Source organism: Erwinia sp. PME.40.26/001 (assembly GCF_055556675.1).
The window spans coordinates 63,703-78,546 of record NZ_JBVHNP010000003.1 but is presented as its reverse complement, the minus strand read 5'-3'; the positions used below and the strand labels follow the sequence as shown (position 1 = coordinate 78,546).

General features: G+C 56.1%; 13 protein-coding genes. 8 read left to right on the top strand and 5 right to left on the bottom strand.

The window, feature by feature from the left end; all coding sequences use genetic code 11:
- Positions 1 to 40: 40 nt before the first annotated feature.
- From pckA to ACZ3HG_RS10895, 4 genes are all read right to left on the bottom strand, one after another.
- The gene (gene pckA, locus ACZ3HG_RS10910; RefSeq protein ID WP_191934572.1) at positions 41 to 1,660 is read right to left on the bottom strand and encodes a phosphoenolpyruvate carboxykinase (ATP); all 1,620 of its coding nucleotides are present in this window, start codon (positions 1,658 to 1,660) and stop codon (positions 41 to 43) included.
- Positions 1,661 to 2,036: 376 nt separating this feature from the next.
- Complete coding sequence (hslO, locus tag ACZ3HG_RS10905) at positions 2,037 to 2,915, bottom strand: Hsp33 family molecular chaperone HslO (protein WP_191934573.1); 879 nt, start codon at positions 2,913 to 2,915, stop codon at positions 2,037 to 2,039.
- 22 nt (positions 2,916 to 2,937) lie between these two features.
- The gene (gene hslR, locus ACZ3HG_RS10900; protein WP_191934574.1) at positions 2,938 to 3,339 is read right to left on the bottom strand and encodes a ribosome-associated heat shock protein Hsp15; all 402 of its coding nucleotides are present in this window, start codon (positions 3,337 to 3,339) and stop codon (positions 2,938 to 2,940) included.
- Positions 3,340 to 3,469: 130 nt separating this feature from the next.
- On the bottom strand, positions 3,470 to 5,608 hold the full coding sequence (locus tag ACZ3HG_RS10895; RefSeq protein WP_191934575.1) for an intracellular growth attenuator family protein: 2,139 nt from the start codon (positions 5,606 to 5,608) through the stop codon (positions 3,470 to 3,472).
- 402 nt (positions 5,609 to 6,010) lie between these two features.
- Here ACZ3HG_RS10895 and nudE point away from each other — a divergent pair, with 402 nt between their 5' ends.
- Entirely contained in the window at positions 6,011 to 6,577 is a 567-nt protein-coding gene (gene nudE / locus ACZ3HG_RS10890) for an ADP compounds hydrolase NudE (protein ID WP_191934576.1), read from the top strand.
- Between the two features lie 72 nt (positions 6,578 to 6,649).
- On the opposite strand, the gene mrcA is transcribed toward nudE, so the two are convergent.
- A complete protein-coding gene (gene mrcA, locus ACZ3HG_RS10885) occupies positions 6,650 to 9,205 on the bottom strand; it encodes a peptidoglycan glycosyltransferase/peptidoglycan DD-transpeptidase MrcA (RefSeq protein ID WP_191934577.1) in 2,556 nt (851 codons plus the stop codon).
- Between the two features lie 116 nt (positions 9,206 to 9,321).
- Between mrcA and pilM the strand changes: the two genes are divergently transcribed.
- The 7 genes from pilM (at position 9,322) to aroB (ending at position 14,804) form a co-directional block, all read left to right on the top strand.
- Positions 9,322 to 10,149, top strand: a complete 828-nt coding sequence (gene pilM / locus ACZ3HG_RS10880) for a type IV pilus biogenesis protein PilM (protein WP_191934578.1) — start codon at positions 9,322 to 9,324, stop codon at positions 10,147 to 10,149.
- Entirely contained in the window at positions 10,149 to 10,694 is a 546-nt protein-coding gene (locus ACZ3HG_RS10875; RefSeq protein ID WP_465332818.1) for a PilN domain-containing protein, read from the top strand. Before pilM ends, ACZ3HG_RS10875 begins: the two co-directional genes overlap by 1 nt.
- Entirely contained in the window at positions 10,691 to 11,185 is a 495-nt protein-coding gene (locus tag ACZ3HG_RS10870; RefSeq protein ID WP_465332817.1) for a HofO family protein, read from the top strand. The genes ACZ3HG_RS10875 and ACZ3HG_RS10870 overlap by 4 nt, the downstream gene beginning before the upstream one ends.
- Positions 11,175 to 11,540: a HofP DNA utilization family protein gene (locus ACZ3HG_RS10865; RefSeq protein ID WP_465332816.1), complete on the top strand. Its 366-nt coding sequence runs from the start codon at positions 11,175 to 11,177 to the stop codon at positions 11,538 to 11,540. Before ACZ3HG_RS10870 ends, ACZ3HG_RS10865 begins: the two co-directional genes overlap by 11 nt.
- On the top strand, positions 11,503 to 12,747 hold the full coding sequence (hofQ, locus tag ACZ3HG_RS10860) for a DNA uptake porin HofQ (protein WP_465332815.1): 1,245 nt from the start codon (positions 11,503 to 11,505) through the stop codon (positions 12,745 to 12,747). The genes ACZ3HG_RS10865 and hofQ overlap by 38 nt, the downstream gene beginning before the upstream one ends.
- A gap of 393 nt (positions 12,748 to 13,140) precedes the next feature.
- Positions 13,141 to 13,662: a shikimate kinase AroK gene (gene aroK / locus ACZ3HG_RS10855; RefSeq protein ID WP_048917675.1), complete on the top strand. Its 522-nt coding sequence runs from the start codon at positions 13,141 to 13,143 to the stop codon at positions 13,660 to 13,662.
- A 53-nt stretch (positions 13,663 to 13,715) separates the two neighbouring features.
- Positions 13,716 to 14,804: a 3-dehydroquinate synthase gene (gene aroB / locus ACZ3HG_RS10850; protein WP_191934581.1), complete on the top strand. Its 1,089-nt coding sequence runs from the start codon at positions 13,716 to 13,718 to the stop codon at positions 14,802 to 14,804.
- Positions 14,805 to 14,844: the final 40 nt, after the last annotated feature.

The window sequence follows — 14,844 nt, the reverse complement described above, 5'->3', positions numbered from 1 at the left end:
GGGAGGGCAACCTGCTTGCCCGGGCGTTTACCTGTTCCCCTTACAGTTTCGGCCCGGCTTTCACCAACGCAGCCCCCGCTTTGGTATCGGTAAATTTATCAAAGTTGGTGATAAAACGCTGTGCCAGATCCCGTGCCTTGCTTTCCCATTGCGCTTCATCCGCATAGGTATTTCGCGGGTCAAGCAGCGCACTGTCGACACCCGGCAGACTCAGCGGTATTTCCAGATTGAAGATCGGCAGCGTTACCGTATCCGCATGACCGATGTCGCCACTGAGGATGGCGTTGATGATGGCCCGCGTGTCTTTCAGGGAAATGCGCTTGCCGCTGCCGTTCCAGCCGGTGTTCACCAGCCAGGCTTCAGCTCCGGCGGCGTTCATCCGTTTCACCAGCACTTCTGCGTACTGCGTGGGATGCAGCGTCAGGAAGGCGGCACCAAAGCAGGCGGAGAAGGTGGGAGTCGGTTCGGTAACGCCACGCTCGGTCCCTGCCAGCTTGGCGGTAAACCCTGACAGGAAATGGTACTGGGTCTGGTCAGCCGTCAGGCGTGAAACCGGCGGCAGGACGCCGAAGGCATCGGCCGTCAGGAAGATCACTTTCTTTGCATGTCCTGCTTTTGAAACCGGTTTGACGATATTGTCGATATGGTAAATCGGGTAGGAAACGCGGGTATTCTCGGTTTTGCTGCCGTCATCGAAGTCTACCGATCCGTCGCTGCGGACCACCACGTTTTCCAGCAGGGCATCCGGCCGGATAGCGTGATAGATCTCCGGTTCCGCGCTCTCCGACAGCTTGATGGTTTTGGCGTAACACCCCCCCTCGAAGTTAAACACGCCGTCATCATCCCAGCCATGTTCGTCATCGCCGATCAGCTGGCGTCGCGGGTCGGTCGACAGGGTGGTTTTTCCGGTGCCTGAGAGGCCGAAAAAGATCGCCACATCACCTTTTTCACCGACGTTAGCCGAGCAGTGCATGGAGGCAATGCCCTTCAGCGGCAGCAGATAGTTCATGACGGTGAACAGCCCTTTTTTCATCTCGCCACCGTACCAGGTTCCCCCGATAAGCTGCATGTTTTCCGTGAGGTTAAACGCCACAAAGTTTTCTGAATTCAGCCCCTGCGCCTTCCAGTCAGGGTTAGTGCATTTCGCCCCGTTCATGACCACAAAGTCGGGCACGAAGTGTTTCAGGCTCTCTTCATCCGGGCGGATAAACATGTTTTTCACGAAGTGTGCCTGCCAGGCGACTTCTGTAATAAAGCGGACGCTCAGACGGGAGTCAGGATTGGCCCCGCACCAGGCGTCAACTACAAACAGACGTTTGCCGGAGAGCTGCCGGGTGACAAGGGATTTTAGCGACTGCCAGGTCTCCTGAGAGAGGGGCTGATTATCATTTTTACCTTTGCCCTGGTCGTTCCACCACAGGGTGTCGCGGGTTGTTTCATCGCGCACCAGGTATTTATCTTTCGGCGAACGGCCGGTAAAAATCCCGGTATCAACCGCCACGGCGCCAGACTGAGTGACGATACCGCGTTCAAATCCGCTTAAACCGGGCTGAGTTTCTTCCCTGAAGAGGGCTTCATAGCCAGGGTTATGAACCACTTCAACCGTATCAGTGATGCCATAAGCGACGAGGTCCTGTGGGGTCAGGTCGTTAGTGCGCATAATACTGCTCCTTTGTCGGTTTTTTGTACTTCATCAAAGTGTAGGGGCATTTCATTGTTCTATTACCGTCATCCCCCGCAACTTCCATATCAGGGGCGGGGATGGCACGATCGCGCGAAGTTTACACCTGTCAGCGTGCAGCGAAAGGGCCAAAAAGGAAAAATGAGAAGCGGCCCCTGCTTCGATGAAATGTACTGGCTCCTGTTGCATTCATAGTGCTAACACGGTGGGGATTGATAGTGATAAATAAGGGAAGCGTGTGGTTTGGCTGGTGAAAAACTCGGCATTTTGCGACAGGAGTATCGTATTATGTTTTAGCGGAGGGACGTATTAAAGGGGCAAGGGATAAGGCCGGAGTGACTCCGGCCCCTGAAGGTTAGTGTACCTGCCGATCGCCTGCGGCAGAGTCATTACGAATGGCGGCAATATCCACCGCATCATAAACATAATGATTGCCACAATAGTCACAGTGCATATCGATGTTGCCATCCTCTTGCAGGATCTGATCCACTTCAGCTTCCGGCAGGGTGCGCAGGACATCACCGCAGCGTTCGCGGGAGCAGGTGCATTTGAACACCACATTCTGCGGTTCAAACAGCGTCACCTCTTCCTGATGGTAGAGACGCCACAGCACATCATTCGCAGGCAGGCCCAGCAGCTCTTCCGTTTTGATGGTTTCGGTCAGCGTGGCGAGATGATTAAACTCATCCAGGCTGGCGTCCTGGGCTGGCAGTACCTGTAGCAGGATCCCGGCGGCACCCGTCTGTGACTCGCTGGTACCGGTTCGGATGAACAGACGGGTGGGCAGCTGCTCTGAACGCATAAAATAATCTTCCAGGCATTCAGCGAGCGTGTCACCTTCCAGCCCAACCACGCCCTGATAACGCTCACCCTCTTTTGGCGAAATGGTGATCACCAGATAGCCATTGCCGACCATCTCTTTCAGGCTGCTACCGTCAGCAATCTCGCCCTGCATCCGCGCCACGCCGCGCATTTCCTGATGATTATTGCCGTTAATCACCGCCATATTCAGCGGACCATCGCCCTGCAGCTGAACGGTGATATCACCGTCAAATTTCAGCGTGGCGGTCAGCAGGCTGGTGGCAACCAGCAGTTCACCGAGCACCTGCTGCACCGGCTGCGGATAGTCATGGCCGTGAATGATTTCCTGCCATGTCTGTGAGACAGTGACCAGTTCGCCACGCACAGCATGATTTTCAAACAGGTAACGGTGCATCTGGTCTTGCTGGGTCATAATATTTCTCTCAAATTTGGCGTTACTCATCGCCAGAATGTTTAAATTTCATCAGATCGCGGCGTTCCTTTTTATCCGGACGCCGGTCAGGATGCGGCATGGTGAGCGCGTTCATTTTACGCGCCAGGGCCACCTTTTCCCGCTTCTCAATACTTTCCGCTGTTTCACGATAGAGCTGTTGTGCCACGGTTGCCGGGCCACGTTTGTCGCTGATCGCTTCGATGACCACCGTGCGCTGATCGTTACCCTGACGCAGCGTCAGCTCGGCGGCGACTTCCACCTGTTTGCTGGGTTTACTGCGCTGGCCGTTATAGTGGACTTTTCCGCCTTCCACCATTTCACGGGCATCAGCGCGGGTTTTATAAAAGCGTGCGGCCCAGAGCCATTTATCGAGCCGGACCCCTTCTGAGGGTTTCTCTTTCATCGCTGCTCCTTATGGGGATAACCCTATATAGGGGCCTCCCCGGACGCTTTCAAGTCGTCGGGGGAGGGGGTACCAGGATTATTTCAGTTAAGAAGAGTCTCACTGTTAAAAATAGTACAGATCCGTCGGCTCAGAAAATGGGCCGTACGGTCTGGATATCACTTAACGAGTGGTTAAAGCATTTTTCATAGTATTGATGGATCTCCTGCGTACGCAGGCGATTGCGATGAATACGGCGCAGCGCCAGCAGGGTGTTGACCACCACGCACACGGCGAGAACCAGCAGCAGCAGGCTGCTGCCCACGTAGTGCATCAGCGTAATGGTGTCAGGCTCACTGTGCAGGGCAATGTGGCGTGTGCCGTTAGCGTCTGTGGTGATGCTGGTAATAATACCGCTGGCCTCAAACGGGGTATGCAGCAGCATACCCGCCAGCCGCTGTAATTCGGGCCACTGGTCCGGCGCGTTGTAGTCAAACAACGAGGCGGCGGGAGCAGGCTGGTTCACCAACTGGCGGCCTTCATCGCTGAAGATCAGGAAGCCCCCCGGAGGAGGGCTGTTTAACGCCTCTGCAGCACGACGTGTTTCACGATAGAAGAAGGAGGAGGTGGCGGTATTCACCAGGTTTTCCAGCGCCTGGGCGCTGACCGGGCGCAGCAGCACGTTCATGCCATTCAATGCTCCTGAGTTGGCGCGGCGTACCAGCGTTTGCCAGTCTTTAGCATTACCCAGGTTCACCAGGGCATTTTTCAGACGTACGCAATCCTGCTCCTGGTTACACAGTTCCTGGGTTCTTAGCACGATATCGGAGAAATCATCCAGCAGGATCATGCCGGATTTCTGAATGGCCGTAGCCAGCTGTGGGTTAAGCTTAGGATCGGTGCTGCTCTGCGGGTGCAGTTGCAGATTGGTCGTATCCAGCAGCGCCGTGGCTTTATCAATAATATCGGACTGCGGCAGGGGCAGGGGCTCGGCGTTATTCCAGTACATGGCTGAACAGTCGAAAGGCATAAAGGCATAACTGCGGTTGCCCTGGTAGGTGGCCGGAACAGAGCACATCCCGGTACCTTTCACTTTCAGACTGTCACCCACGTGCAGTGGCGATTTTTCTAACTCGCTGACCTGGGTAAATTGCAGACTTTCCGTGCCCTTAATCCACGCCATGCTTAACTTCAGCGGCATACTCAGGGGGATCCAGGCAATCAGTAACACCAGAACGAAAAGCGACCCGGCGGCCAGCACGACGTTTTTACGCCAGCGCTGCAGTGGGAAATTACGCACTTCATCCTGCAGAGAAAGAAAACGTCCCTGACGTACCACCTGACGGTTGAGGTAAATATCGACCTCGGTGGTCTGGCCAAGATCCTGAGCAACATAATTCTGCCAGTGCGGTGGATAGATTAAATCAATGATGCCCAGGGAGATATTGCTGATCTGGCCCTGATTGGACTCACCAAACAGGCCCCAGCGTTTCGGTGCGCCCCGCAGACAGTGAATTTCGCGCAGGTCTTTTTCCGTCGGCCGGCGATACAGCATCCAGAGGCTGACCAGGATCATACCGATACCCGCCAGGACCAGCCAGGGCATCAGCACCAGCGGACCGACCAGACTGATGAAAAACAGCAGCATCGCCGTGATAATGAGCACGGCTTCCCGCGTACCGTCCGGACGACTTAAGGCATACTCTTCCTGGCTCTCTTTCCGCACCCTGACCAGTTCAATGCTCTCCCCCTCTTCCTTGCGAATGGACGCATTCTGCCCGGTGGCGCGCACCACGGGGGCCAGCGCGGGAGATTCCCAGTTGTACTGGGTAAGGGAATGGCCGTTCAGGGAAATAACCAGCGGAATGGTTTGCGTTTTAATCAGCTCGACATAGTTTTCTTCCGCGATGTACTGCTCCCAAAGCGGGGGCAGATGGACTTCAACCGAATCGAGATAGTAACGCCATTTGTGGGGTTCATCGGTAGAGAGGCCGTAGCGGGTAATGGAGCGGGTGACGGGGTAGACATTATTACTTTGTGAAGTGAGCACCAGCTGTTCGGGGGTATTGCTGGCCCCGGTGGGCAGTGTATCACTGCGGTTTTTCGCCAGCATTAAGACGTACCGCTCCACCGCTGTGCGCTCGTCGTCGCTCAGTTTACGGTAGGGGGGGCTGATGAATGGCAGTGGTTTCGCCAACGGCGGACGATGCCGCATAGCGTACCAAAAGAAACAACCTGCCGTCACCGAACAGGCCAGCATTACAGCCAATATGATGACTATTGTGCTCATGCTCCCCTCATTCCTGCCACGATGCTCCTGTCGTCCATCCCGCGCGAGACTATAGTCATATTAACCCGAGTGTGGCGAGTTTTGACAGTGCTGGCAGTCCACTGTGTGATTAAAAATAGTGCTAAAAATCATAAAATTAGAATAATTGTATAGCATGGCCAAAGCTGATGGTACCAGGCATTTAAGCGTGTTGGTATCGGCATATTCCTAATTATTAGCAGGATAATTGACATTCCTTAAATTATTTTTCTCATGTTTACAATGATTTGTTATAAATAAGTAAAATGATCCATGCGATGATTGGATTCCTGCGGCGGCTACCGCACAATGGACCATAACACGGTCAGTACCTACTTTCGTAGGGCATGACGTTAACCTTTTCGGCTTTTCGCTGGGGCCAGTATGACCAGACAATTACAGAAACCAACCATCCTCAGTGTCGAGGCAGTGGCGCGCTCCAGACTGTTTACCGTTGAATCGGTTGACCTGGAGTTCAGCAACGGCGCGCGTCGCGTCTATGAGCGCATGCGCTCTTCTGGCCGTGAGGCGGTGATGATCGTGCCGATCATTGATGACCATCTGATCCTGATCCAGGAGTATGCCGTCGGGCTGGAATGTTATGAGCTGGGTTTCCCGAAGGGATTGATTGATCCGGGAGAAACGCCTTTTGACGCGGCTAACCGTGAACTGAAAGAGGAAGCCGGTTTTGGGGCCGGTCAGCTCGAGGCGCTGGGTAAACTGACCCTGGCTCCCTCTTATTTTTCCAGCAAAATGAATATCGTGGTGGCAGAAGGGCTCTATCCGGAGCAGCTGGAAGGTGATGAACCGGAGCCACTGCCGCAGTTACGCTGGCCGCTGAACAACCTGCTGGCACTGCTGGACGAACCTGATTTTTGCGAAGCAAGAAACGTCAGTGCACTGTTTCTGGTCAGAGAGTGGCTGGTGAAGCAGGGCAGGCTGAGTTACTGAATGGCCGGACCGGGAATGCCCGGGGCGCTGAATAAAAAAGGCCGGGCAATTGCCCGGCCTTTTTGTGAGCTATCAGAATAACTCGTGGCTTTCGCCGTTATCCATCAGCGTGGTGCCCACGTCGTGGACGGAATACTCCGTCGGCTGGGTGCCATTGATAAAGTATTCTGCCCGGGTGTTCCCCCCACCGTTGGCCAGCTTGCCGGTGCTGCGATCAATATTAACGGTTACCACGCCCTCAGGCGGCGTCAGCGGCTGAACTGGTACGCCATCCAGCGCGGCTTTCATATACTCATCCCACGCGGGTTGCGCGCTCTTGGCACCACCTTCGTAGCCGGAGATCTGATCCTTAATCGCACCCGAGGCGGTAGTACGCCCCAGATCGCGGCGATGGTCGTCAAAGCCAATCCACACCGACGTTACCACTCCGGGGCCATAACCTGAGAACCAGGCATCTTTCGAGCTGTTGGTTGTACCGGTTTTGCCGCCGATGTCGTTACGTTTCAGGTCGCGACCCGCACGCCAGCCGGTTCCCATCCAGCCCGGTTCCCCGAAAATATTCGAGTTCAGCGCACTTTTGATCAGGAAGGCCAGCGGCGTGTTAATCACATGCGGTGCGTACTGCGGTTCTTCATCCTGACGAACCTGCTGCCGGGTTACCTGCTCCAGCTGCGGCTGCGGTACGGCGACGTTCGTTCCCTCTGATGAGACGGCAACGTTTTCCACGCTGTCTTCGCTCAGGGCCACCGCTTTTTTGGTTTCACCATAGATAACCGGCAGGTTGCATTCCGGGCAGGCCACTTTCGGCTTCACCTCGAACACATGATTGCCCTGTTCATCATCAATGCGCGTAATGAAATACGGGTCAACGAGGAAGCCGCCGTTCGCCATCACCGAGTAGCCGCGAACCATCTGTAGCGGGGTGAAGGAGGCCGAGCCTAACGCCAGCGATTCGGTGTGGACGATATTCTCTGCCGGGAAGCCGAAACGCTGCAAATATTCGGCAGCATAGTCAACGCCCATCGCGCGCATGGCGCGCACCATCACCACGTTTTTCGACTCACCCAGCCCCTGACGCAGGCGAATAGGGCCGGAATAGGTGTTAGGTGAGTTTTTCGGACGCCAGTCTGCTCCGGCACCGGCATCCCAGCGGGAAATCGGCACGTCATTCAGAATAGAGGCCAGCGTCAGCCCCCGATCCATCGCGGCGGTATACAGGAAAGGTTTGATATTGGAACCGACCTGGCGCAGCGCCTGGGTAGCACGGTTAAACTTGCTCAGATTGAAGTCAAAGCCGCCAACCAGCGCGCGTACTGCACCGTCTTGCGGGTCAAGTGACACCAGCGAGGAGTTCACATCTGGCACCTGTGCCAGCTGCCAGCCGCTGTCGACTTTACGCACCCAAATCTGCTGGCCCGCCTGTAAGACCTGGCTGACCGAGCGCGGAGTGGCACCCTGTAACGTGTCCGATTTGAATGGTCGCGCCCAGCGAACGCTGTCCAGATCCAGTGCAACGGTGCTGCCATCACGCATGGTAGCGGTGGCTTCCCCGCTGGTGCTGGTGGTGACTACCGCCGGGAAGAGAGGACCGTAAACCGGCAGTGACTTCAGCGTTTTCATAATCTCGCTGTGCCCCCAGGCCTGCTCACCCACTTTCCACAACACATTGGCAGGACCACGATAGCCGTGACGCATATCATAGGCAATCACGTTGTCCTGCACCGATTTCTGTGCAGCCAGCTGAAGCTTACGCGTCACTGTGGTGTAGACCTTGTAACCGTCGTTGTAAGCATTCTCACCGTAGCGCTTGATCATCTCCTGGCGCACCATCTCGGTCAGATAAGGCGCAGAGAAAGCGATCTCAGGGACGTGATAGTTAGCCACCAGAGGCGTATTGCGGGCCTCGGTGTACTGGGCCTGAGTGATGTATTTCTGATCCAGCATACGCGCCAGTACCGTATTGCGACGCTGCACGGCACGATCGTGAGAATAGAGCGGGTTAAACGTTGACGGTGCTTTAGGCAGGCCGGCAATCATCGCAATTTCGCTCAGCGACAGCTCATCCACGCTTTTACCAAAGTAAACCTGTGCCGCTGCCCCCACGCCGTACGCTCGGTAGCCGAGATAGATTTTGTTCAGATAGAGTTCGAGGATCTCATCTTTACTCATCATCTGCTCAATACGAATGGCGAGGAATGCCTCCTTCACCTTACGGATCAGCGTGCGCTCCGGGCTGAGGAAGAAGTTACGTGCCAGCTGCTGGGTGATGGTACTGGCACCCTGGGAAGCATGGCCAGACACCAGGGCAACGCTGGCCGCACGGAAAATACCAATCGGGTCGACGCCGTGGTGCTCATAGAACCGGCTGTCTTCCGTCGCGATAAATGCCTTCACCATCAGCGGTGGGATTTGTTGCAGGGTCAGTGGTATACGGCGTTTCTCACCGTACTGGGCGATAAGCTCGTTATCAGCACTGTAAACCTGCATCGGCGTCTGCAGACGCACATCTTTCAGCGTGGCGACATCCGGGAGCTGTGGCTCTATGTATTTGTATAAACCATAGATCGAGCCAGCTCCCAGCAAGATGCAACACACTGCAAGGATCAATAAATACTTTACGAACTTCACCTGATATTTCCCATTTAAAGTCGGTTGGGCAGTTTATAAACAATCGCGCGGTAGTATAAAGGCAAGCCTGTACCTTGGATACGTCCTTTTCAACAGACGATAAGGAGATCGCGTCAATGGCTTTTCAGACATGGCAAGTCGGGCTGGACATTCAAAACGGACAACTTTGCGCCCTGGGCATCCAGCGCCGTCGAAACGGCTGGCAACTGCGTCACTGGTGGCAGCATACGTTGCCGCAAGATACGTTAAGAAATGGTCTGGTGCAACGCCCGGACGCCGTCGTGGCGTTACTGCAACAGTGGCGTAAACAGCTTCCTGCCCGTATCTCACTGCGGGTTGGCTTTCCGCCGCAGCTGGTGATGCAGCACTCGCTTGCCCCGCCAGTCCTGCAATTACGTGAGCCCGATCGTAGCAGCTACATCGTGGCGGCGGCGAGACGATTTTTTCCCATCGCGCCCGAGGCCCTCGCACTGGATTACCGCAGCGGCAACCGCCCGGGGGAGCCCGTTTACCTGACGGCGGCCCGTCGTGACGCATTGCAAAACTGGCTGGGCTGTTTACAGCAGGCATCGCTCAAGCCTGACGTGCTGGAACTGACGCCGGGCGCACTGTATGCGCTGGCCCGCACGCTGGCCCTTGCGCCCTCGGCGGCGCTGGTTCATCGCCTCAGTGACCACTGGCTGTGGTATGCCCCGCAGTCTGCTGACTCGCCGTGGGGGTGGTGTTCTCGTGAGGATGCACCGGACTATGAGGCCTTACGGCAGCGCTATCTGCCGGTTACTGAGACCGTGTGGTACAGCTCAGCGCTGACAGAAGCGCCGCCGGAGGGAACGCAGGCCCTGTCGCCGCTGGCAGCATTACAGTGCTACCAGCCGCCGTTGCCTGCTTGTGACGGGTGCTTTGCGCTGGCGACCGGTCTGGCATTACGGCCGGAGGATTGCTGATGGTATGGGTCAATTTACTGCCCTGGCGGCAGGCCGGGCAACGCAGGCGATGGCGCTTCTGGCGTCTGTTGAGTGTGCTGGTGTGCCTGGCACTGTGCACGGTGGTCCTCAGTGGACAGTGGCAGCGTCAGCTCAACCAGCAGCAGGCTGCTGCACTGGCCCAGTGGGCAGGGGCGCAGCGTGCCGCGGCGGCGCTGAATGACCGCTGGCTGGCCATGAAAATGCAGTCAGAACAGCGACAGCAGCAGTGGGAGCATCAGCAGCAGCGGCAGCGTCAGGTGATGCAGTGGGTGGCTTTTTCACACAGGCTGGGGGCCATTTTACCCGCCGATGTCTGGCTGACCTCACTGACTAAAACCCCGCAGAGCCTGACGATACGCGGCGTGGGCCGCCATATTCAGCCTTTGTTTCAGCTGCGCGAACGACTGGCAGACATACCCTCGCTGGATCCAGTGGCGTTGGGGCCCCTTCAGCGTACCCGGACCGGGGAGATGACCTTCGATATGCAGGCTGAGCTGACGCCGCCTGAGGTAGCCAGCCAGTGACCTCCCGTTGGGTCACTGGCTGGCTGCAACTAGCCGCCGGGTGGCGGGCATTGAGCTTCACCGCGACTGCGTTGTTACTGCTGTTTTTGCTGTGGCTGGTCTGGTGGCACCCGGCGCAGCGTGAACAACAGCGGCTGGCACACCAGTATCAGCAGCAAAGTCAGCGCTACCGCCAGCAGCTGCTGGCGCTGTCGGCCGGCCCTTCGCTGTGGGCACTGCAACAACTGGAGGAACAAGCGCGCTTGCGGCCTGAACCGGTGGCAGTGCCATTCTCGCTGCCAGAACTGCTGCGTCACAGCGGCGGCACGCTGGAATACTGGCATCCTGCTGCAGATGGTAGTGAGCTGGCGATGCAGCTGCAGTGGCCAGGGTTTATGGCTCTGCTGAATTATCTTTCCAGCCTGCGACCCGTGCCGGACCTTCCCCGCTTCAGCCTGCAGCGTGATGCGCAGCAGCTGCGGCTGATTATGGAGATCAGTGATGAACGTTAAGCTGGCCTCGTGCCTGCTGCTGGGGTTACTGACCTCAGACGGCCGGGCGCGCGATCCCTTTTTTGCGGCAGACCGTCACCGCTGCCCGCCCGCAGAGGAGGCTGGTGTAGGCTGGCGGCTGTTAGGGACCATTGGCCAGCAAGGGCATTATCACAGCTGGCTGCATTCGCCGCAGGGAAAACTTCTGTGGGCCCGGAAGGGGGACAGGCTGCCCGATAGCGCATGGCGGATCATTCACATTGAGGAAGAGGCCGTCACCCTGGCCTCATCACAGGACTGCCAGCCCCCCCTGCGGCTGGCACTAAAAGGACGACAGGATGCTGAGAACATTTTGGCTGTGGCTGATACTGATTAGCCCGGCGATGGCCAGCGAGGCACGGATCTCTCTGGCGTTTGATTCTGCCCCGGTAGGGCAAATTTTGCAGGCCCTGGCCGATTATCAGCAGCTCAATCTGATGGTGGCTCCCGGGGTTGAAGGTGTGCTCTCACTGCGCCTGAAGGCGGTTCCCTGGCAACAGGCGTTGCAGATGGTACTGAAAATGGGCCGTTTAAGCTCAGAGCAGCAGGGGAACATTCTGCTGGTTTTTCCGGCAGGCTGGCAGCAGGAGGAGCAACGTCTTCAGGCTGCCCGGCAGGAAGCCAGTGAGCAGTCATTGCCGCTGCATACCCGAACGGTGACTCTGCACCATGCGGATGCGACGGCGGTGAATGACAGCTTGCAAAACGAACGCGCTCGTTTGATGACCCCACGGGGCAGCATTTCTCTGGACAGCCGTACCAACACGATTTTACTGCGCGATACCGACGTCGCACTGACGCAGGCTGAACGCTGGGTGCGCCAGCTGGATGTACCACTGGCGCAGGTCGAACTGGCAGCGCAAATTGTCACCATCAGTGAAGAAAATCTGCGTGAAATAGGGGTTAACTGGGGGTTGAGCGGGGCGGACCCGGTGTCGGAGGCGCTGCGTACCAGCCAGCTCCGTGTGGATCTGGGTGTTGGACGCCCCGCAGGTGTCGCCGGGTTTACGGTGGCAAAACTGGACGGACGCCTGCTGGATCTCGAATTAAGCGCCCTGCAAAGGGAGCAGCAGGCCGATATTATTGCCAGCCCGCGGCTGTTAACCTCACATCAGCAGACGGCCAGTATCAGGCAGGGGACAGAAATTCCTTACGAGGTCGCCAGCGGTAATAGCGGTTCAACGACAATGGAATTCAAAGAAGCGATGCTGGGCATGGAGGTTACGCCCGTGGTACAGGCGCAGGGTCGGATTTTGCTGAAATTACATATTTCACAAAATACCCCCGGGCGGAACATGCGCAGCGGCGAAAATGAGGTACTGACCATTGATAAGCAGGAGATTGATACGCAGGTCATGCTAAAGGATGGACAGACCCTGGCGCTGGGGGGCATTTTTCAGCAACAGAGCGCCACAGGGCGAACCCGGGTGCCTTTACTCGGCGATCTCCCCCTGCTGGGCGGTCTGTTTCGCCATGACGTTCGTGAGCAAAAAAGGCGCGAATTGGTGATCTTCATCACACCGAGACTGATTCATAGCGATTAATGCCATTTTTGATGCAAACTAGAGAACCTGCATGTTTTTTCCGAAATTGCTGACAGTTGCGTTTGACGCAAGGGCGGAATTAGCTTACAAGGTTTAGCGATTTTGAATTACGGGCCAGGTGCCCTTAGCAGCGAATGCTTTTTAACCGTTTTTTATCGTGCGCAACCGGCGTAGCCGATGCAACCACATCCGGCTGATAAATGAAGCGGACTGAAACGCGCCAAAATATTGCGTGCAATGGGCAAGGTAAATTTAATCGGTTGCCAAAACACCTTCAGTGTTGAGATAATTTTTGGTCTGACTCTCGCACTATCGCTCATGAGGTTTCAGTTCATGTCCTGCCTGGTTTAAGGCGGGGTATCATCAACGAATTGTCTTAGTAATACCGAAAAAATGGCAGAGAAACGCAATATCTTTCTGGTTGGGCCTATGGGTGCCGGCAAAAGCACTATTGGGCGTCAGTTAGCTCAACAACTCAATATGGAATTTTTCGATTCCGATCAAGAAATTGAGCGACGTACCGGAGCGGATGTGGGCTGGGTTTTTGACGTCGAAGGCGAAGAAGGCTTCCGCGATCGCGAAGAAAAAATCATCAATGAACTCACTGAAAAGCAGGGCATTGTGCTGGCGACAGGTGGCGGTTCCGTCAAGTCGCGCGAAACGCGCAATCGTCTCTCCGCCCGTGGCGTAGTGGTTTATCTTGAAACGACTATCGAAAAGCAACTGGCACGAACGCAGCGCGACAAAAAACGTCCTTTGTTGCAGGTGGATTCTCCACCGCGTGAAGTGCTGGAAGCATTAGCCGATGAACGCAATCCGATGTATGAAGAGATTGCTGACGTAACCATCCGCACTGACGATCAAAGTGCGAAGGTGGTGGCTAATCAGATTATCAATATGTTGGAAAAGAGCTAAGTCTTGCTCTGAAGGCCCACTCGTGGGCACAGCAAAAAAGGTGATACAGCGTCATGGAGAGGATTCACGTTACTCTTGGGGAGCGCAGTTACCCCATTACCATCGCCGCCGGGTTGTTTGCAGATCCGGCTTCTTTTTGGCCGCTTAAAGCGGGCGATCAGGTCATGCTGGTAACCAACCAGACGCTGGCTCCTCTCTATCTGGATACGCTACGTACCCGCCTTGAAGGCGCGGGCGTGGTGGTCGATCAGGTGATCCTGCCTGATGGCGAACAGTTTAAAACGCTGGGCGTCATGGATCAGGTCTTTACCGCGCTACTGTCCAGGCCTCACGGCCGTGATACTACCCTTGTTGCTCTGGGTGGCGGTGTGATTGGTGATCTGACCGGGTTTGCTGCCGCCAGCTACCAGCGTGGCGTGCGCTTTATCCAGGTGCCAACCACGCTGTTGTCGCAGGTTGACTCATCCGTGGGTGGAAAAACCGGGGTGAACCACCCGCTGGGCAAAAATATGATCGGGGCCTTCTATCAGCCTGCCTCGGTCGTTATCGATCTTGACTGCCTGAAGACGCTGCCTGCGCGCGAGCTTGCCTCCGGGCTGGCTGAAGTGATCAAATATGGCATTATTCTCGATGGCGAATTCTTTACCTGGCTTGAACATAATCTCGATGCCCTTCTGGCGCTGGAACCCACTGCGATGGCGTACTGTATTCGCCGCTGCTGTGAGTTAAAAGCCGGGGTGGTAGCGGAAGATGAACATGAGCACGGGCAGCGTGCACTGCTGAACCTTGGGCATACGTATGGCCATGCCATTGAAGCCCATATGGGTTATGGCAACTGGCTGCACGGGGAAGCCGTCGCCGCCGGGATGGTGATGGCGGCACGTAATGCCGAACGTCTCGGACAGTTCCGTTCAGAAGACACCGACCGCATTATTTCGCTCTTACAGCGCGCAGGGTTGCCGGTTCACGGGCCTGAAGGTATGGCCGCGTCCGACTACCTGCCGCTTATGCTGCGTGACAAAAAAGTGTTAGCCGGCAAGTTGCGGCTGGTGCTCCCGCTGGCGATCGGCAAAGCCGAAGTGCGCAGCGGAGTGCCGCATGATATGGTTCTGGCATCCATTCAGGATTGTCAGAAGCCATAATGATTATCAGCAGCCAGACGATTCTGGCCGCTATTTCTCA